Origin of the sequence: Solimicrobium silvestre (assembly GCF_002976435.1) — a bacterium.
In the GTDB taxonomy this organism is placed as follows: domain Bacteria; phylum Pseudomonadota; class Gammaproteobacteria; order Burkholderiales; family Burkholderiaceae_D; genus Solimicrobium; species Solimicrobium silvestre.
The window spans coordinates 21,129-39,148 of record NZ_PUGF01000031.1 but is presented as its reverse complement, the minus strand read 5'-3'; the positions used below and the strand labels follow the sequence as shown (position 1 = coordinate 39,148).

Below are 18,020 nucleotides of genomic sequence, written 5' to 3'. Positions count from 1 at the left end.
GACGTACTTATTCCATCGCCGCTGGTTTTTTTGGGCGACGACGACGTTTTCTTGGGGCGGCAGCTTTAGTTTCGGCTTCTTCCTCGGCATCTGACGGCGCTGGAGCCTTATTCACTACTTTATCTTGCGCCTTGCTAGTCGCAGGCTTTTTGGTACTACGTGGTTTAGCCGCCAATAAGGTTTCACGTCCCACATTGTCCGAAGCTAAAAATTCCGTCCACCACGTAGCTATTTCCTGATCAATTTCACCGGAAGCTGCGCGTAATACTAAAAAGTCCAAGCCAGCCCTAAAGCGCGGATGTTCGATTAATTTATACGGTGTTTTACCTACCCGACGATCGAATCGCGGTTGCATTGCCCAAATATCACGCATGTCGGAGCCGATGCGGCGTTGCAAGGCTAATGAATCGGTTTGGGTTTGCAAAACATCATCGGCAGCTAAATGCAAGGCTGGAATCGGAAATTCACCGGCCGCTTCGTAAGCTTGCCATTTGGCCAGTACTTGATGCCAGAGCAGGGATGCGAATAAAAATCCCGGTGAGACGGTTTTGCCTTGTTTTACCCGTTCGTCGGTATTGTTGAGTGCCAGGGTCACAAATTTTGCGCCCAATGGCTGTTCTAACACCACATCGAGCAGTGGTAACAAGCCGTGATGCAGGCCTTCCTGGCGTAACTGTTGCAAGCAGGCCAGTGCGTGCCCGCTCGTGAGTAATTTCAGCATTTCATCAAACACGCGTGCGGTTGGCACGTTGTCGATTAATGCCGCCATGACGGGAATCGGTGCGCGGGTGGTGGGGGCGATATCAAATTGCAGCTTTGCGGCAAACCGGACTACCCTTAACATCCGCACTGGGTCTTCACGGTAACGCGCTTCCGGCTGGCCGATGATGCGCAAGGTTTTTTTACGGATATCGGCCATGCCGCCGTGGTAATCCAGCACCGTTTGGGTGGCTGGGTCGTAATACATGGCGTTGATGGTGAAGTCGCGGCGGGTGGCGTCTTCCGGTTGTTCGCCGAAGGTGTTGTCGCGTAACACGCGGCCAAATTCATCTTTAGGTGCGCCGTCGGTCGCTGCGCCGCGGAAGGTGGTGACTTCTAATAAGTCTGAGCCAAACATCACATGCACAATCTGAAAACGTTTGCCGATGATAAAGGCGCGTCTGAATAAGCGCTTTACTTGCTCTGGCGTGGCGTCGGTGGCGATATCAAAATCTTTTGGTTTAACGCCTAACAGTAAATCACGTACCGCACCGCCTACAATAAAGGCTTTAAATCCGGCTTGTTGCAAGGTGTGCGTTACCCGTACTGCATTGCTTGATACCAAACCCGGATCAATGCCGTGCTGTTTCACGGTGAGCGTTTTTAGCTTCGCCACTGCCGGTTTGACTGGCTTTGGTTCAGGGCTACCAAAAATCTTTTTTATTAGTTGCTTAATCATTGAAAATCTTCAAAATTGGCCAGCCGTGTATGTGTGCGTGTGCGGATAATTGTGCATTTGGGTTTGTTGCAACTGGATGACTGACAAGCTTAAGTAAAGGCAGATCATTGTGCGAGTCACTATAAAAGTAGCTGCGCTCGAAACTATTTAACGTTGTGTTGTGCTGGGCTAACCAAGCGTTAAGGTGCTCTACTTTACCCTCGCCGGAAGTCGGATTGCCGCATAGTTTACCTGTTAAACGCCCATCCGTGGAAATTTCTGGCTGTGCGGCAATTAAATGTTGTACGCCTAACGCGTGCGCGATCGGTTCGGTTACAAAACGGTTGGTCGCGGTAATGATGATGATCAAATCATCTTTATGGCGCGCTAACAATTCATAAGCTGCCGGCAACAGTAGCGGGTTGATGACTTCAGTCATAAATTGCTGATGTAGCGTGGTGAGTTGGCTTTGTGAAAATTGCGCCAAGGTACCCAAGGCAAATTCTAAATACTCTCTGGCATCTAAACAGCCGGCCTGGTATTGGGCAAAAAAATCGTGATTGCGTTGTTCAAAATAGGTTTTGTCGACCGCGCCGATCCGGCATAAAAATCGGCCCCACTCGTAATCCGAATCGATCGGTAACAGCGTGTGGTCCAGATCAAAAATGGCGATGTTGGCAGGGTTCATAGCGAATAGCCGTCCTGTTGCTGCATCACTTCGCGCAAAATCGGCAAGGTGATCGGGCGTTTGCTTTCCAATGAAAAATTAATCAGGGTATCTAACATTTTGGAAAGCGAAGGCATGTCGCGCCGATAGTGGGTAATCAAATAAAGTAACACGCCACTTGGAATGGTAATACCACGCGCATTCGCAGCGCGCTCTAAGGCGGCCATTTTATCGTCGTCGGTCAGTCCGTGTATTTGATAAATTAAACCCCAGCCCAAGCGGGTACGCAAGTCTTCACGCACACCTAAAATGGCGGGCGGTAAGGATCCTGCGGCCACAAAAAACGCGTTATGTTCTTTGATCTGGTTAAATAAATTAAAGGCCGCAACTTGTTTTGTGCTGGCGATGTTTTGACAATCATCTAATAAATACAGGCTAACTGCGGGGCTGTATTCAAAATCAGCAATAACGGCGGTAGCCTGGATGTAACGTGCCGCTGGAGTGTTGGCTAATGCATGTAATAAATGTGATTTGCCGGCGCCGTTTTCACCCCATAAATACACAGCGCGTTCACCGTAGGTGCTGGGGGTACGTTGCGCGAACAGGCGCAAGAGATGCGCGGCTTCGGCATTTTGACCAACCACGAAGGTATCTAAGGTGTGCGGGTTTTCCGCAGCTAAATCTAACAGCAATTGCTTCATGAGGCGGTATAAAAACGACTACGATAATAAAGGGCGCGTAAGTGCTTGAGCGCCACCGAGGTAATGGCTGAAGCAGGTAAGGCTAGCAGGATGCCGATAAAGCCAAATAACTGACCAAAGGCGAGTAACGCAAAAATCACTGCTAAAGGCGGTAAGCCGATCCGTTCACCGACTAAGCGGGGCGTTAAATAAAAGCCTTCCACGACTTGACCAATGCCGTAAATAATCGCCACCATCAGTAAGCCGTGCAGCGGATCGAGCTGCAATACTGCGCCTATCAAGGCTAAACACAAGCCAAAACCAAAGCCGATGTAGGGAATAAAGACCAGCAAGCCAGTCAAAATACCGACCGGCAAAGCGACTGAAAAACCGGCCAATGCCAATGCGCTGGAATAGTATACAGCCAGAATAAACATCACTAATAATTGGCCGCGCAGATATTGCGCTAATAAGTCATCGGTTTCTTGCACTAAGTCTGTGGTTTTATTGACCCAGCGGCGCGGGATAAACAGATGCATGCGGTTTAGGATCGCGTGCCAGTCGAGTAGCAAATAATACAAAACCATGGGAATTAGCAGCACATTGGCAACAAGGCCAATAACGGCGGTGCCGCCGACTTTGAGTGACTCCAAAATGCCGGAAGTGACTTTTTGTCCGCTGCCTGCCAACTGTTCTGACAACATTTGTTTAATTCCCGCACTGTCTAACTTGACGTGTATGCCGTAGTCAAGCAATTTTGGGGCGAACATGGCGTCCATCTGATCGAGAAAGCGTGGAATTTGTTCTTGGAGTAAAGGTATTTCGTTTTGAACTACCGGTAACACGATTAATGCCAGTGCCAATATGCTGGCAATTAATGCAACCATGGCAATTAATACCGCCATTGAGCGCGCTAAGGATCTTTTGCCGATAGTGCAACGGCACAAGCGATCCACCAGCGGATTAAGTATGTACGCCAAAATCGCACCTGTGACAAAAGGCATTAGTACTGGGCCGAGCATGAACAATAACAGGACTAAAGCGATACCTAGTAGTACCCAAATAGCAGTTTGAAATTGTTCTTTAGTAATGGTCATAGGGGGTCACAAGCGGTTTATTGAGAATTTTATGGTTCTTTTTAACTAATGTCCGGTAAAAATATGCGAATCAATAGGTGAATCAGGTGCGATTTGTTAAAATGTCGGTTTCGTCGGCACTTGGTGGTATTTGCAGTAGTAGCTTGCTTGCAAATCAAAACACCGAATTTTACCCGATAGCGCCGCCTTTACTGCTATTTTTACTGCTTCCTCCCTAAATACTTAGCCAGATATCATGACATCATCCTCCAAAGTTTCCCTTTCTTATCGCGACGCAGGCGTTGACATCGACGCTGGCGACGCCTTAATTGACGTTATTAAACCCTATGCAAAACGCACGATGCGTGAAGGCGTTTTGGCCGGCATCGGCGGCTTTGGTGCGTTGTTTGAAGTCAGTAAAAAATATAAAGAGCCGGTTTTAGTGGCTGGCACCGATGGTGTCGGTACTAAATTAAAACTGGCTTTTCACTTAAATCGCCACGACACCGTGGGTATCGATTTAGTCGCGATGAGCGTCAATGATATTTTGGTGCAAGGCGCAGAACCGTTGTTTTTCCTTGATTATTTCGCTTGCGGTAAATTGAATGTCGCTGCTGCTGCCGATGTAATTAAAGGCGTTGCGCTCGGTTGCGAACAAGCTGGTTGCGCATTAATCGGTGGTGAAACTGCAGAAATGCCGTCAATGTATCCCGATGGCGAATACGATCTGGCTGGTTTCGCAGTTGGTGCGGTTGAAAAATCAAAAATTATCGATGGTTCAAAAATTACGCCAAGCGATGTCGTCTTAGGTTTAGCTTCTTCCGGCGCGCATTCCAACGGTTATTCTTTAGTGCGTAAAATCATTGAAGTTGCGCAGCCTGATTTGGATGGCGATTTCCACGGTAAAAAATTAGCCGATGTGTTGATGGCACCAACCCGTATTTACGTTAAACCGTTGTTAGCGTTGATCGAGTCATTAGAAGTTAAAGGCATGGCGCACATTACCGGTGGTGGTTTGGTTGAAAACGTACCGCGCGTGTTAGGCAAGCATTTAACCGCGATTTTGGATCATTCAAAATGGGTAATGCCGCCATTGTTTACTTGGTTGCAAGAACACGGTAACGTCGCTGATGCTGAAATGCACCGCGTATTTAACTGCGGTATCGGCATGGTCGTGATTGTGTCGAAAGAAAATGCTGCTGCTGCCTTAGCGCAATTAACTGCTGCTGGCGAACAAGTTTGGCAAATCGGTGAAATCCGCGCTCGTGCTGGTGATGAAGCGCAGACGCAAGTGATTTAAATTTGCTAGGTTTGATGAGTTCAAATAAGCCCCGTTCTGGGGCTTATTTTTTTTGATATATGATTTTTTCAAATCGGGTATCGGGAATCAACCACATTGCCGCGACAGTCAGGTAAAGTCCCATCGCAATCCAAGAGCTGATAAAGGCTAACGCTATCGCCAACGCATATAGCAGGACGGATATATTTCCTTTTTTGTCACGTCCAATTGCTTGCGCTAAAACTGAATCTTTGCCGTGTTTGGCAATTAGCGCCTTCACCAAAAAAGAATAGGCAACACCGCACATCAGTAACACCACGCCATATAAAATCACTGGCGTTTGCGCAAAATGATTTTCACCCATCCAATCGGTGGTCACCGGAATCAGCGACATCCAAAATAACACGTGCAAATTAGCCCAGAGTATCCGGCCATTGACGTGTTTGGCGGCTTGCATCAAATGGTGATGATTATTCCAGTACAGTCCTACATTGATAAAACTCAGCACATAGCAAAGAAACTTGGGCAGTAGCGGCACTAAGTCGGCTAGTTGATTGCCGTGAGGTACATGTAATTCCAGCACCATGATGGTGATGATAACGGCGATAACACCATCACTAAATGCTTCTAAGCGACCTTTTTCCATAGCTGGTTTTGTTTGTGTAAAGAAATAATAGTAGGGGTGTCAGCTAATCTTGTCCAAGAATTTGTTGTTCTATATTAAAATTCGAACTTGTTTTGGCTTTTTGTGTAAAAAAAGCGTGCTTTTAAGTAGTTTTTACATACATCCCATCTTGTTTTTACAGGTCACTCAACGTGAGGCACTCTTCAGCCGCAGTTTTTATATGAATCCGCGCAATATTAATTTCACTACCCACCAATAGATAACGCCTTATGGATGAAATAAACACCCTGGAATCATTAGGATTCACCTTGCCTACACCGGCCTATTTATTTGGTGCAATTTTGTTTGGCATCATCGGCTATGTCGCCTACCGGTTCGGAAAAAAAACCACGAACAATTATATTAAATGGTTAGGTGTCGTTTTAATGTTTTATCCGTACGCGGTGCCATCTACCTGGATGTTGTACGTGGTTGGAATCGGTTTATGTGGTGCTTGTTACTATTACCGCGATCGATAATAGTTTTTTTGGGGAGTGAGAGTTTTAGGTGTGGTAGCAACAGTTTTAAAATTTTTTAAATTTTCCACTGTTTTTTTATACAGTGGTAAAAATTTGAAGTAGAATACGCCGTATTGAAGAAAAATCGGTTTCACCAGGTCCGAATCACTTCGAAATTACATCTGAATCACATCATAATTACTTGCTGAAAGATATCATGGACGATAAAAAACCACTTCCAAATGCAGAAAAAGCCAAAGCACTGGCAGCCGCTTTAGCGCAAATTGAAAAACAATTCGGCAAGGGTTCGGTCATGCGTATGGCTGACGGTGAAGTTGTCGAAGAAGTCGCCGTGGTATCCACCGGTTCCCTAGGATTAGATATTGCCTTGGGCGTTGGTGGCTTGCCACGTGGACGTGTGATTGAAATCTACGGACCGGAATCATCAGGTAAAACTACCTTGGCATTGCAAGTTATTGCTGAAATGCAAAAACTCGGCGGCACATGCGCATTTATTGATGCCGAACATGCACTTGATGTTGGCTACGCACAAAAACTGGATGTTGTTTTATCTGATCTGCTGATTTCCCAGCCTGATACCGGCGAACAGGCTTTAGAAATTACCGATGCGTTGGTGCGTTCAGGCAGTGTTGATCTGATCGTGATCGATTCAGTCGCTGCATTAACGCCGAAGGCCGAAATTGAAGGCGACATGGGCGCATCGTTACCTGGCCTACAAGCGCGTTTAATGTCACAAGCCTTGCGTAAATTGACCGGTAGTATCAATCGCACGAATACCCTGGTTATTTTCATTAATCAAATCCGCATGAAAATCGGCGTGATGTTCGGTAATCCAGAAACCACTACTGGTGGTAATGCCCTGAAGTTTTACGCTTCAGTGCGTTTAGATATCCGTCGCACCGGCGGTATTAAATCGGGCGAAGAAGTGATCGGTAATGAAACAAAAGTAAAAGTCGTTAAAAACAAAGTTGCCCCTCCGTTCAAAGAAGCACACTTTGACATCATGTACGGCGAAGGAACTTCCCGCGAAGGCGAAATTCTTGATTTAGGTTCCGATGCCAAAATCGTCGAAAAAGCCGGCGCTTGGTATAGTTACAATGGTGAGCGTATTGGACAAGGTAAAGATAATGCTCGTAACTATTTAAAAGAGCGCCCAGCCTTAGCGCGTGAAATTGAAAATAAAGTGCGTGAGCATTTAGGTGTGCGACCTTTGCCTGTGATTGCAGCACCTAAAGTTAGCAAGGCAGCAGCGGCTGCCGCAGCTTCAGCTTTAGCAGACAACGTGGATGAAAGCTCAGTAAATGCACCAAGCGCAGCAAAAGCAGCAAAAGCTCAGTCTAAAGAATAGGGCGCTTCATTACCTTTTCCTGCGTGAACACAGCCGGCTTGAGCTTGGGCGTAAGCTGGTGCGTTTCGCGCAGGAAGAGGATGATGTGGAAGCCTTATTGGATTTTTTAGAAAAAGCTAAATTTCTATCCTGTGAGCGATTTTCCGAGGCCTTAGTGCGACGTCGTTCAGAAAGCTACGGCAATAGCCGCATTTTGGCTGAGCTGCAAACACATGGTTTGGATCCTCTGTTATTAGCACAAAGCAAAGCGGAATTGGCTGAGTCGGAAGTAGCGCGCGCCTGCGCTGTTTGGCAAAAGAAGTTTGCTCACACCATCAATCCCACAGAAAAAACCACACCGGAACAACGCGCCAAGCAAATCCGGTTTTTAGCCCAGCGTGGTTTTTCGTCCAGTGCGATTCGGGTTGCATTACGCGGTGAGGTGGACGAGTTGGATGGAATGGACTAAGTTTGTTTGTGCTCAAACTTGCTGAGTTTTTCATTTTTTGCAATAATTTGGGCGCTATTGCTGAGAAATTCCAGATTTAACGCTGATAACGCCGCTTGCAACCGCTCAATTTATCCAGAAAAGAACTGATCGCTGATCAGCTGTGCTAAAATCCCGTGATATTTTGTAGTGCCGCAAGAGCGGCTGTTAGCGTAGAAACTATGCCAACGACTCGACATGCGGCTTTTTGATTTTAGTTAGTAGTTAGTAGAATACAGCGTAGAAGATAGCCTAGCCTCTCCCCATGTTTTTTTCACCACCCAATTCCCGCCGCGCTTTAAAACACAGCCGTGTTATTGAAATCGACGCTTACGCTCGAGAAGATAGCTTGTGGGACATTGAAGCCAGAATTCGCGATACCAAAACCTCTGACACGCAATTAGCCTCCGGCCTACGCCCTGCCGGAATGCCGATTCATGACCTTGGTCTACGTATTTGCATCAACACGCAATTTGATATTGTTGATGCAGAAGCGGTTTCAAGCGCGCACCCTTACCCCGGATATTGCAATGCAATTACGCCTGACTATACTAAGTTGGTCGGTTTGAATTTGCTCAAACAATTCCGTCATGAAGTTAAAGTGCGTTTAGGTGGAACCCGTGGTTGCACTCATTTAACCGAGTTAGCCCAGGTATTACCTACTGCAGCTCTTCAGGCATTTGCGGGCGAAGTATTGAAAACCCATGAAGTTGGCGGTGGCGAAGTTAAAAACGCTATTAATGCTACTGTGCAAGACAATCAGCAACAACCTTTTCAGTTAGACCGCTGTCATGCTTTAAAGCTCGATAGCGGAGCAGTTGCAACATATTATCCGCGCTGGGTGAAGCAAGCCAGTGCGTAATAAGACAATCTCGCAATAACAGGTCAATCTGGTCACATTTTGTTTAATTTTTATTTAAACGCGTTCGAAGGGAAATCGCATGAAAATCCATGAGTATCAGGGTAAAGAAATTCTCCGTAAATTCGGAGTAACAGTGCCACGCGGAATTCCGTGTATGTCAGTTGAAGAAGCTGTTAAAGCGGCTGAAACGTTAGGTGGCCCAGTTTGGGTTGTTAAAGCGCAAATTCATGCAGGCGGTCGTGGTAAAGGCGGCGGCGTGAAAGTAGCAAAAACGCTGGAGCAAGTGAAAGAATACGCGGATGCCATCATGGGCATGCAGTTAATCACGCATCAAACTAGCCCAGAAGGCCAAAAAGTGCGTCGCTTGTTGGTAGAAGAAGGCGCTGACATTAAACAAGAACTGTACATCAGTCTGGTGACAGACCGTATCAGTCAACGCGTGGTGCTGATGGCATCGAGCGAAGGCGGTATGGATATTGAAGAAGTTGCCGCTTCCCATCCAGAAAAAATTCATCAGATCGCAATCGATCCAACAGCGGGTTTACAAGATGCTGAAGCGGATGATATTTGCCGCAAAATTGGTGTGCCGGAAGCGTCTGTCGTTGATGCTCGCACTCAATTAAAAGGCTTGTACGCTGCTTTCATGGAAACCGATGCTTCTTTGGCTGAAATTAACCCATTGATCGTAACCGGTTCTGGCAAAATTATCGCTTTGGACGCTAAGTTCAACTTTGATTCCAACGCCTTGTTCCGTCAACCAGAAATCGTGGCTTACCGCGATCTGGATGAAGAAGATCCAGCAGAAATCGAAGCATCTAAATTCGATTTGGCTTACATCTCTTTAGACGGCAATATCGGTTGTTTAGTTAATGGCGCAGGTTTGGCGATGGCAACAATGGATACCATTAAATTGTTTGGCGGTGAGCCAGCCAATTTCCTGGACGTCGGCGGCGGAGCAACAGCAGAAAAAGTAACCGAAGCATTCAAGATCATGTTGAAAAACCCAGGTTTGAAAGCAATTCTGGTTAACATTTTCGGCGGCATTATGCGTTGTGATGTTATTGCTGAAGGCGTTATTACTGCCTCTAAAGCAGTATCGTTGACGGTACCTTTGGTAGTACGCATGAAGGGTACTAACGAAGAAATCGGTAAAAAAATGTTGGCTGACTCTGGTTTGCCTATTATCTCCGCAGATACGATGGAAGAAGCTGCTCAGAAAGTGGTTGCTGCTGCTGCCGCGTTTTCAGCTAAATAAGAAGGAAACACTATGTCAATCTTAATCAATAAAGACACCAAAGTAATCACCCAGGGTATTACCGGCAAAACCGGTCAGTTCCATACTCGCGGCTGTCGTGACTACGCTAACGGTAAAAACTGTTTCGTCGCAGGTGTGAACCCGAAAAAAGCCGGTGAAGACTTTGAAGGCATTCCAATTTTTGCGAATGTTGGCGAAGCTAAAGCCGCTACTGGTGCAACTGTTTCAGTTATTTACGTACCGCCAGCTGGCGCTGCTGCCGCTATTTGGGAAGCCGTAGAAGCTGACTTGGATTTAGCAATTTGTATTACCGAAGGCATTCCAGTGCGCGACATGATGATGTTGAAAGACCGCATGGCTAAAGCTGGTAGCAAAACATTGTTGTTAGGCCCAAATTGCCCAGGCTTGATTACTCCTGATGAAATCAAAATCGGGATTATGCCAGGCCACATTCACCGTAAAGGTCGTATCGGCGTGGTGTCACGCTCAGGTACATTGACTTATGAAGCAGTTGGTCAATTAACTGCGTTGGGCTTAGGTCAGTCAACAGCAGTTGGTATTGGTGGCGATCCAATTAACGGTTTAAAACATATCGACATCATGAAAGCCTTTAATGATGATCCAGATACTGATGCCGTAATTATGATCGGTGAAATCGGCGGACCTGACGAGGCGAATGCCGCTTACTGGATTCGTGACAACATGAAAAAACCAGTAGTGTGCTTTATCGCTGGTGTAACAGCTCCTCCAGGTAAGCGCATGGGCCATGCCGGCGCGTTGATTTCTGGCGGCGCAGATACAGCGCAAGCCAAGTTAGATATTATGGCTGAGTGTGGTATTAAAGCGACTAAAAACCCATCAGAAATGGCTCGTTTGTTGAAAGCTATGCTTTAAGTTTTATGCACTGCAGGGAATTAAGGGAAGCATATGCTTCCCTTTTTTGTTACTCTTTGTTAAAGTTTTTAGCACCTAGCTTAAGTTGGTTTTGTTATAGTTATTAACCCGTGCTATCGAATTAAATTAGCTTATAAAATACAGCTAGTAAAACAGTGAGAGTTTTTGTTCATGCCTAATAGCGACAGCATAGATTATGCATCCCAAACCGATACCGGTTTAAAGCGTGTGCATAACGAAGATGCGATTGCAGTCTGTCCAGAAAGCGCCATGACCATTTTGGCGGACGGGATGGGCGGCTATAATGCGGGTGAAGTTGCGAGTGAAATCGCTATCACAGTGATTAAGGACTATGTAAATGAAAAATTACACCGGTTTTTGTCACATTTAATCCCTTACCAGCCCGATGATCTTCAGCTAATTGTAGAGCAGGCAATTGAGCTGGCAAATAACACTATTTTGCAAGCCGCACTGACCGAGCCGCAGTATTTCGGCATGGGGACCACGTTGGTCATGTCGGTTTGTTATCGCGATATATTAGTTGTGGCGCATGTCGGCGATTCACGTGCTTATCGCTATCGGCAAGGCCAGTTAACCCAAATCACCCATGACCACTCTGTTGTTCAAGAGCAAATCGATGCGGGGATGATCAGTGTTGAAACTGCCCAGTATTCTGATATTAAAAACCTAGTAACGCGAGCGGTTGGCGTGTCTTATCCGGTGGAAACCGAAGTAAATTTACATCAAGTTGAGATAGGCGATGTTTATTTACTTTGTTCTGACGGCTTATCTGATATGCTCAGTGCACAAAAAATACAAGAAACGTTGCAACAAGATAATGTAAATATTCAAGACATGTGCGCTGAATTAATTCGCTTAGCTAACGAGGAAGGCGGGCGAGATAATATTTCGGTCATTTTGTTTAAAATAAACAGTATTAAAAATTTTGGTTTAAAGCAACTTTTCTAAATTGCAAGGCACGAATCGTGCTTATACTATTGCTATGTAGCATTTTGCACATACATTCTATTTAACGCCACCACTTTTAATGGTTGCAAATAAAATAGCTAAAATATTCATGGAGTTTATCAATGGCAAAAATAAGCGTGACACTCGAAGGCGCAATATTACAAGAAATCCCCATTAATAAAGTCAAAATCACCATAGGTCGGCGTCCAAGCAATGACGTGGTGTTAAATCACCTTGCCATTAGTGGTGAGCATGCTGTTATTGAAACGCACAGCAACGATTCTTTTCTGGAAGATCTTAACAGTACCAATGGTACGCAAGTAAATGGGCAACCAGTTAAGCGTCATTTTTTGCAAAATGGTGATGTGATTTCACTCGCCAAGTACAAGTTGCGGTTTGAAATGGATGGCATGCATCATGTTATTAATAGCCAATTTCCTGATCCTAATCCTGTTCCCGGCGCATCGGTTAAACATGCTTTTGTAAAAGTATTGAATGGAAGTAATGCTGGCCGACAATTGGTTTTAAGCAAAGAACTCACAACGCTCGGCACTCCCGGAGTTCAAGTTGCTACCATCACTCGTACCAATAATACTTATTTTTTAACGCATGTCGAAGGCGCTCAATCCACCTTGGTTAATGATGCTGGCATCGGTAATAAAGTGCGTGAATTAAAGCAAGGCGATGTGATTGATTTGTCTGGTACGAGGTTAATGTTCCAAACGGGTTGAGTTATTGATTGTTGTAGCAAGATGGCTTTGTGCGTGATTTGTGAAAATATCAAAGCCATAGCGGGATTCCCACGTCAGCGGAAACATAAAATCCCTACCAGCAATGTTTGTGGTTCCTTTGGGTAATTAGCTGAATTGGTGTGTTGGTTTTATTGGATAAAACTACGGTTTTTTTAGCACAATTAGGTTACAAAATCTTACATGGCTTGCTTATTGCTTACTGCTTTACTATAACTATTAATGAAGCGAGGGAAGCAAAATGAAAGCGGCACAACAAGGATTTACTTTAATTGAGTTGATGATAGTGATTGCCATTATTGGAATTTTGGCGGCTGTTGCTATTCCACAATACCAGCAGTATACGAAAAGATCTTATTTTACTGAAGTGATACAGGCAACTACGCCATTTAAACTTGGCGTTGAGGTATGCGTGATTCAACAGGGTTTGGCGCTTGGGGGGGCGATCACAGGGTGCTCTGGAGGAAGTAATGGAGTGCCCGCTAACGCTGTTGCGTCTGGCCAGGTTCTATCAATTAATGTATCTGATGCTGGAGTTATTGCGGCAACGAGTAATTCTGGTGCCTCAGTTGGCGTGCAGACTGACTATACTTTATCACCGCAATTAAATGCTGTTAATAGTTCGACATTGATTGTCTGGACTAAGCTTACAACTAGTGGATGTGTAGGCCTGGGTCTGTGTTAATTATTACCATTGCCGTGAATTGTCACTGCTATTTATTGACCCAATATGTAGGTGTAGATGACAATATACGTCACAGAGTGACAAAATTTACTTGCTTTATATTGTAATCACACAAAATTTTTGCTGTAAATCAAGAGAAGGTTCTGGCACATAATTTGCTTGATAAAGATTATGTAGAAATTGTTCTACTTCACTGGAGAAACTAAATGAATACTCAAACTACCCAAAAAGGTTTTACTTTAATCGAATTAATGATTGTTATTGCGATCATCGGTATTTTAGCTGCAATTGCTGTTCCTCAATATCAAACCTACACGGTTAAATCAAAATTTACTGAAGTAGTTGGTGCAACTGCACCTTGGAAATTGGCTGTGGAATTATGCGCACTTGATACTGGTGCATTGGCTGCGTGCGCAAACGCCAATACTACCGGTGAAGTTGGTGCTGCTCCAGCCGCAACAGGTAATTTGGCTTCAGTTGTTACTGTTGCAAATGGCACAATTACAGCAACAGCAGTTGGAGCTGCTGGCACCCCTGTAAATGGTTTGTCTGGTCAAACTTATATATTGAATCCAACTCTCAATGCGGCTGGTTCAGCAACAATGATTACCTGGGTAAAAAACACTGCTTCAACTTGTGTTACTCAATCAATTTGTTAATATATTGCGATTTACTAAAAAGCACGGTATAGCCGTGCTTTTTTTTAACTGAATTGAATGGGATTTTATTTTGGTTGTGAACATGAAGATGAATAGATTTCAAGCATCAGCATTACATTTGTTTGGCAGTGCCTGTTTTTTGGCGGTATTTTTTTTAATGGTTAGCCAGGTTTGGTATCCCGGTAAACTGTTTTCTGCTGCGGCAGGTGTGGAACTATTGCGTTTGTTGATTTGCGTCGACCTTATTATTGGCCCACTGGTCACATTGATTATTTTTAATCCTCAAAAAAAGAAACTAAAACAGGATCTGATTATTGTTGTACTTTGTCAGTTAGGTTTTTTATTCTATGGAGTTTGGTCAATTTATACCGTTCGCCCGGTTTACATAGCGTTTGCAGAAAATAAGTTTTACATGGTGCGTGCGAATGAAATTGATGCAACTGATCAAGCTAAGGTAACCGATACCCATTTCAAAAGTTTGCCTGTATTTGGCCCTGAGTATGTCGGTACACAGGAACCAACTGATCCAAAAATTAAAAACGATATTGTGTTTAGTAGTCTGGCGGGCATGGGAATTCAAAATTTGCCGCAGTATTTTGTGCCGTTGAATAAGATACAACAACAAATTAAGGCGGCTGCAAAAACGAGTCAGGAATGGAAAACAATCGATGCGGAGACTAAGCAGCGGCTGAAATCATATGAACGTGAAAATGCAGGAACATCCGTGTCATTTATAGCGTTGATTAATAAGAGAATTGCATTGTTTGTGGTAATTAACGCACAGACAGGTGAAATTATCGGTATTATTTAATCTTTGCCGACAAGTCTGTAAGCATAAGACGCGACAGTGCCTTGAAGTAACTTCCTCATTATAACTTTCCCTATTTATGCTTAATAATAAACAACTGAACTACGTCATTGGGATATTCGCGTTTTTTTTGTTTTGTAGTTACATTCATCCTTTTCATATCCATCCATACCGTAATTATTATCATGATGCTTTGACGATAACAGCATTGGTATTTGGTATTGGTTTTTTAAGTTTTAGTCCAAAACTAACTATACAAATACCATCCGCCGTATTTTTGCCAATAGGCATGATAATTATCATTGCTCTACAGACTTGGAACGGATTTTTGTTGATGCCGATGGATAGTTTTTTTCCAATTGTTGAACTATTTTGTTTTATATTGGCGATCATTTTTGGTGCTACGCTAGTCAGGCATCTACAAGGGATGGAAAAGCTTTGCTTTGCGTTTTCTTGTGTATTTGTGGTGACTTCATTGTTATCGGTGGTGTTTCAACATATTCAGATAGCTGGTTTGAACGCTATGCCGTTTGTGATGCCTACGAATGTAAATGGAATCGTCAGCCGCCTATATGCTAATCTTGCTCAACCTAATTTATTGGCTTTATTGATGTGTTTTTCACTTGCGTCTGTATGGTGGATGTATCAGAGCAGCCGTCTAAATAAATCGATGGCAATTAGTATTGTGATGATTGTATTGTGGGGATTAACCCTTACCCAATCCCGAATTGCCTGGATTATTTTGCCTTTGTTTGTTCTTGCTTGTTGGTTTCATCCACGCGATTGCAAGCTAGTGGATCGGCATGTGCTTGTATTCTTATTGTTTTTATTTGCTTTAATGGTGGTTTTTGCACCGAGTTTTTTGTCTTATGTTGGTTATCATTCATTTGAAACCGCTGCTCAGCGTGCTGGACATAATGAGCGGCTTATCTTGTGGCATCAAGCGTGGGTGATGAGTTTAATGCATCCGTGGTTTGGTGTTGGCTGGTTGCAGTTCGGTCAATATCAAGTGGCGTTATCACCTTTGTTTGAGCCAGTGGGAATGAGTGATTATGCGCATAATTTTGTGCTCAATTTGGCTGCTGAACTTGGTTGGCCGGCTACATTGCTGATTGTTGCAAGCACAGTTTACTGGTTCTATGTCAGTTGTCTTAAATATTGGCGTAATGTACATATTCGTTATCTTAGTTTGATGTTTTGTGCAGTAGCGGTACATAGTATGGTTGAATTTCCGCTCTGGAATGCATATATATTAATTCCGTTTGGCGTTATGGTTGGCGCTGCACATGGCTCAAATTTAGGGGGGCTTCAGTTTGGTTGTGTACGTAGTTGGATTATTAGTTTTTTTGTCGCTGCACTGCTTGCAATTGGTGCGGTAAGTTGGGATTATCATCGCGTAGTAGATGGTTTCCAGGCTTTGTATTGGGAGCAAATGGGCTCTACTAAAGGGAAGGGAGGCACAGATAAACCTGAATTTACTTTGTTTCCGCAGTTTTACGATTATTTCCGTATCGATAAAATCAAGATTTATACAGGAATGCCAGCACAAGATATTACTTTCCTTGAAAAAATGTCACTCAGTTTTGGATTTCCCCCTGTTTTGGAAAGGTTGGCTCTGGCGTACGCCTTAAATCAGCGGGCAACAGAAGCTTTACAGGTAATGACGGCGAATCAACGTTTAAATCAGAATTATTATCCGAAAAGTTACGCTTTGTGGGCGAAATATGCGGAGCAAGATCCCCGTAATTTTTCTGAGATATTTAAGCGTATGCCTAAGCCAGATTCCGCTAACAAACCTGAAACTGAATCAACTTCTTCCAAAAAATAATCGTAACAAAACACCATTTGCGCCGCATCAACATACTATTGATGCGGCGTTTTGTTCTGACGCACCTCACCCAATGTGCTACGAACAGGTAAAATAGCGACTTATTTTTGCTGTACGCTATTTTAAGAGCCCGTTTGTGACTTCACCTAAATTACCCTCCCGCCGCGTTTCCGTCGCTCCGATGATGGATTGAACTGAATAAGGTACTTTTCTCCTATAGAGCTACCTCTAAAATCCGTAATAAATCCGTAATGTGCTTATTCGCATTTCAAATAAGCCATTCCCGCAATGTGCTAGATTGAAGGTAAGAGCACAAGTGAGGCGGGGTATTGAAAGTCCCATGTTTGTCGCCAATTCGAGGATTTGAGATGCTTTTGTCTGACTGATCCATCGATCGTCGCCACGGTGGCGCGGGTATGATGTCGCGCAAGAGTCCAACTTCGGATGTTGGTCCAAGTTGTAAAGGAGCCATGCCATGTCTTTCGTCTCAGCGATTTCCGCCTCGCAACCCTCATTCGTCTCCAGCACGGCGCAAAGCGACGGGCAGCAGATTCCCGCTTCCCAGCCTCAATCGTCTGGTGGGGCCAGCAGCGTGGCTATTTCTGCAGCTGGCCAAACCTATTTGAACTATGAACAAACAATGGCGATAGATCAGCAAAATCAAAGCAGGACTATCGCCAGTGCCGACAGCGATCCGCAATGGGGGGCGGGCTTGGCGTCTGCGATGGCACACGACACCTCTATGGATGGATCGGCGGTGGGCGGCTTGGTGTCGATCAGCGCGCCCTTTGGAGACCCCGTGACTTACACGAACGGCGCGCCGGTGACCGTGGCCAGCCAAGCCTATTTCACCAAGCAATACGCGTCTTATCAAAACCAAGTCACTCAGCTTTACAACTCGGATAGCGCAAAAGGAACCCCGCCGGGACAAATCATCAGCGACATATTCGCACTGCAAGCCAAACAGCCCGATGCGTTCCGTGCGATGATGAGCTGGCCCCCTGGCTCAGGGCCGCTGAGCGTTCAGCAGGCGACGAATGTCCCTGGCAGTGTGCCTCAATATTTGAATGCGGGAGGCCAGGTGATTCAATCGTGACCCGGCTCCTGGCCATATTTTCGAACAAGGGCCGCAATCTGCAAAGTCGATCGAACCCCTCGCTCCATAATGCGGGATGACGTGGTTTGGACGCCGTGATACGCTTGCGCCAGTTATTGGGGAATCCCCAAATAATTTT

At 44.8% G+C, this 18,020-nt stretch carries 19 protein-coding genes; 14 read left to right on the top strand and 5 right to left on the bottom strand.

The window, feature by feature from the left end; genetic code table 11:
* Positions 1–7 precede the first annotated feature (7 nt).
* From pcnB to S2091_RS21550, 4 genes are read right to left on the bottom strand one after another with little or no spacing between them, the layout of a single operon-like run.
* Positions 8–1,438, bottom strand: coding sequence for a polynucleotide adenylyltransferase PcnB (gene pcnB, locus S2091_RS21565; RefSeq protein ID WP_105534042.1), 1,431 nt, complete (start codon positions 1,436–1,438; stop codon positions 8–10).
* On the bottom strand, positions 1,431–2,105 hold the full coding sequence (locus S2091_RS21560) for a histidinol-phosphatase (RefSeq protein ID WP_105534041.1): 675 nt from the start codon (positions 2,103–2,105) through the stop codon (positions 1,431–1,433). Before S2091_RS21560 ends, pcnB begins: the two co-directional genes overlap by 8 nt.
* Positions 2,102–2,785 carry a DnaA regulatory inactivator Hda gene (gene hda / locus S2091_RS21555; RefSeq protein ID WP_105534040.1) on the bottom strand — a complete coding sequence of 228 codons (684 nt, stop codon included), beginning with the start codon at positions 2,783–2,785 and terminating at the stop codon, positions 2,102–2,104. The genes S2091_RS21560 and hda overlap by 4 nt, the downstream gene beginning before the upstream one ends.
* Positions 2,782–3,861 carry an AI-2E family transporter gene (locus S2091_RS21550; RefSeq protein ID WP_105534039.1) on the bottom strand — a complete coding sequence of 360 codons (1,080 nt, stop codon included), beginning with the start codon at positions 3,859–3,861 and terminating at the stop codon, positions 2,782–2,784. Before S2091_RS21550 ends, hda begins: the two co-directional genes overlap by 4 nt.
* 235 nt (positions 3,862–4,096) lie before the next feature.
* On the opposite strand from S2091_RS21550, the gene purM reads away from it, so the two are divergent.
* Positions 4,097–5,140: a phosphoribosylformylglycinamidine cyclo-ligase gene (purM, locus tag S2091_RS21545; protein ID WP_105534038.1), complete on the top strand. Its 1,044-nt coding sequence runs from the start codon at positions 4,097–4,099 to the stop codon at positions 5,138–5,140.
* A gap of 43 nt (positions 5,141–5,183) precedes the next feature.
* On the opposite strand, the gene S2091_RS21540 is transcribed toward purM, so the two are convergent.
* On the bottom strand, positions 5,184–5,765 hold the full coding sequence (locus S2091_RS21540; protein ID WP_105534037.1) for a TMEM175 family protein: 582 nt from the start codon (positions 5,763–5,765) through the stop codon (positions 5,184–5,186).
* 248 nt (positions 5,766–6,013) lie between these two features.
* Here S2091_RS21540 and S2091_RS21535 point away from each other — a divergent pair, with 248 nt between their 5' ends.
* The 13 genes from S2091_RS21535 to S2091_RS21475 all read left to right on the top strand — a co-directional run bounded on the left by S2091_RS21535 (position 6,014) and on the right by S2091_RS21475 (position 17,881).
* Positions 6,014–6,262, top strand: a complete 249-nt coding sequence (locus tag S2091_RS21535) for a hypothetical protein (protein WP_105534036.1) — start codon at positions 6,014–6,016, stop codon at positions 6,260–6,262.
* 196 nt (positions 6,263–6,458) lie between these two features.
* Positions 6,459–7,610 (top strand): recombinase RecA, encoded by a 1,152-nt coding sequence (gene recA, locus S2091_RS21530; RefSeq protein ID WP_105534035.1) that lies wholly within the window; start codon positions 6,459–6,461, stop codon positions 7,608–7,610.
* Positions 7,564–8,058, top strand: coding sequence for a recombination regulator RecX (recX, locus tag S2091_RS21525; protein WP_105534034.1), 495 nt, complete (start codon positions 7,564–7,566; stop codon positions 8,056–8,058). The genes recA and recX overlap by 47 nt, the downstream gene beginning before the upstream one ends.
* A 283-nt stretch (positions 8,059–8,341) precedes the next feature.
* Positions 8,342–8,938 (top strand): DUF2889 domain-containing protein, encoded by a 597-nt coding sequence (locus tag S2091_RS21520; protein WP_105534033.1) that lies wholly within the window; start codon positions 8,342–8,344, stop codon positions 8,936–8,938.
* 79 nt (positions 8,939–9,017) lie between these two features.
* On the top strand, positions 9,018–10,193 hold the full coding sequence (gene sucC / locus S2091_RS21515) for an ADP-forming succinate--CoA ligase subunit beta (RefSeq protein ID WP_105534032.1): 1,176 nt from the start codon (positions 9,018–9,020) through the stop codon (positions 10,191–10,193).
* Between the two features lie 12 nt (positions 10,194–10,205).
* On the top strand, positions 10,206–11,087 hold the full coding sequence (gene sucD, locus S2091_RS21510; protein ID WP_105534031.1) for a succinate--CoA ligase subunit alpha: 882 nt from the start codon (positions 10,206–10,208) through the stop codon (positions 11,085–11,087).
* A gap of 171 nt (positions 11,088–11,258) precedes the next feature.
* Positions 11,259–12,056: a Stp1/IreP family PP2C-type Ser/Thr phosphatase gene (locus S2091_RS21505; protein ID WP_105534030.1), complete on the top strand. Its 798-nt coding sequence runs from the start codon at positions 11,259–11,261 to the stop codon at positions 12,054–12,056.
* 122 nt (positions 12,057–12,178) lie between these two features.
* Positions 12,179–12,787: an FHA domain-containing protein gene (locus tag S2091_RS21500; protein ID WP_105534029.1), complete on the top strand. Its 609-nt coding sequence runs from the start codon at positions 12,179–12,181 to the stop codon at positions 12,785–12,787.
* Positions 12,788–13,046: 259 nt separating this feature from the next.
* Positions 13,047–13,490 (top strand): pilin, encoded by a 444-nt coding sequence (locus S2091_RS21495; RefSeq protein ID WP_105534028.1) that lies wholly within the window; start codon positions 13,047–13,049, stop codon positions 13,488–13,490.
* Positions 13,491–13,696: 206 nt separating this feature from the next.
* Positions 13,697–14,149 carry a pilin gene (locus tag S2091_RS21490; RefSeq protein ID WP_105534027.1) on the top strand — a complete coding sequence of 151 codons (453 nt, stop codon included), beginning with the start codon at positions 13,697–13,699 and terminating at the stop codon, positions 14,147–14,149.
* Between the two features lie 82 nt (positions 14,150–14,231).
* Positions 14,232–14,960, top strand: coding sequence for a TfpX/TfpZ family type IV pilin accessory protein (gene tfpZ / locus S2091_RS21485; RefSeq protein WP_279338279.1), 729 nt, complete (start codon positions 14,232–14,234; stop codon positions 14,958–14,960).
* Between the two features lie 76 nt (positions 14,961–15,036).
* A complete protein-coding gene (locus tag S2091_RS21480) occupies positions 15,037–16,785 on the top strand; it encodes a PglL family O-oligosaccharyltransferase (RefSeq protein ID WP_105534025.1) in 1,749 nt (582 codons plus the stop codon).
* A 475-nt stretch (positions 16,786–17,260) separates the two neighbouring features.
* The gene (locus tag S2091_RS21475; RefSeq protein ID WP_105534024.1) at positions 17,261–17,881 is read left to right on the top strand and encodes a hypothetical protein; all 621 of its coding nucleotides are present in this window, start codon (positions 17,261–17,263) and stop codon (positions 17,879–17,881) included.
* Positions 17,882–18,020 lie beyond the last annotated feature (139 nt).

What these genes read in the sequence shown, in the direction of transcription:
- pcnB (WP_105534042.1), bottom strand. Translation starts at nt 1,438, where the DNA reads ATGATTAAGCAACTAATAAAAAAGATTTTTGGTAGCCCTGAACCAAAG.
- S2091_RS21560 (WP_105534041.1), bottom strand. Translation starts at nt 2,105, where the DNA reads ATGAACCCTGCCAACATCGCCATTTTTGATCTGGACCACACGCTGTTA.
- hda (WP_105534040.1), bottom strand. Translation starts at nt 2,785, where the DNA reads ATGAAGCAATTGCTGTTAGATTTAGCTGCGGAAAACCCGCACACCTTA.
- S2091_RS21550 (WP_105534039.1), bottom strand. Translation starts at nt 3,861, where the DNA reads ATGACCATTACTAAAGAACAATTTCAAACTGCTATTTGGGTACTACTA.
- purM (WP_105534038.1), top strand. Translation starts at nt 4,097, where the DNA reads ATGACATCATCCTCCAAAGTTTCCCTTTCTTATCGCGACGCAGGCGTT.
- S2091_RS21540 (WP_105534037.1), bottom strand. Translation starts at nt 5,765, where the DNA reads ATGGAAAAAGGTCGCTTAGAAGCATTTAGTGATGGTGTTATCGCCGTT.
- S2091_RS21535 (WP_105534036.1), top strand. Translation starts at nt 6,014, where the DNA reads ATGGATGAAATAAACACCCTGGAATCATTAGGATTCACCTTGCCTACA.
- recA (WP_105534035.1), top strand. Translation starts at nt 6,459, where the DNA reads ATGGACGATAAAAAACCACTTCCAAATGCAGAAAAAGCCAAAGCACTG.
- recX (WP_105534034.1), top strand. Translation starts at nt 7,564, where the DNA reads ATGCACCAAGCGCAGCAAAAGCAGCAAAAGCTCAGTCTAAAGAATAGG.
- S2091_RS21520 (WP_105534033.1), top strand. Translation starts at nt 8,342, where the DNA reads ATGTTTTTTTCACCACCCAATTCCCGCCGCGCTTTAAAACACAGCCGT.
- sucC (WP_105534032.1), top strand. Translation starts at nt 9,018, where the DNA reads ATGAAAATCCATGAGTATCAGGGTAAAGAAATTCTCCGTAAATTCGGA.
- sucD (WP_105534031.1), top strand. Translation starts at nt 10,206, where the DNA reads ATGTCAATCTTAATCAATAAAGACACCAAAGTAATCACCCAGGGTATT.
- S2091_RS21505 (WP_105534030.1), top strand. Translation starts at nt 11,259, where the DNA reads ATGCCTAATAGCGACAGCATAGATTATGCATCCCAAACCGATACCGGT.
- S2091_RS21500 (WP_105534029.1), top strand. Translation starts at nt 12,179, where the DNA reads ATGGCAAAAATAAGCGTGACACTCGAAGGCGCAATATTACAAGAAATC.
- S2091_RS21495 (WP_105534028.1), top strand. Translation starts at nt 13,047, where the DNA reads ATGAAAGCGGCACAACAAGGATTTACTTTAATTGAGTTGATGATAGTG.
- S2091_RS21490 (WP_105534027.1), top strand. Translation starts at nt 13,697, where the DNA reads ATGAATACTCAAACTACCCAAAAAGGTTTTACTTTAATCGAATTAATG.
- tfpZ (WP_279338279.1), top strand. Translation starts at nt 14,232, where the DNA reads ATGAAGATGAATAGATTTCAAGCATCAGCATTACATTTGTTTGGCAGT.
- S2091_RS21480 (WP_105534025.1), top strand. Translation starts at nt 15,037, where the DNA reads ATGCTTAATAATAAACAACTGAACTACGTCATTGGGATATTCGCGTTT.
- S2091_RS21475 (WP_105534024.1), top strand. Translation starts at nt 17,261, where the DNA reads ATGTCTTTCGTCTCAGCGATTTCCGCCTCGCAACCCTCATTCGTCTCC.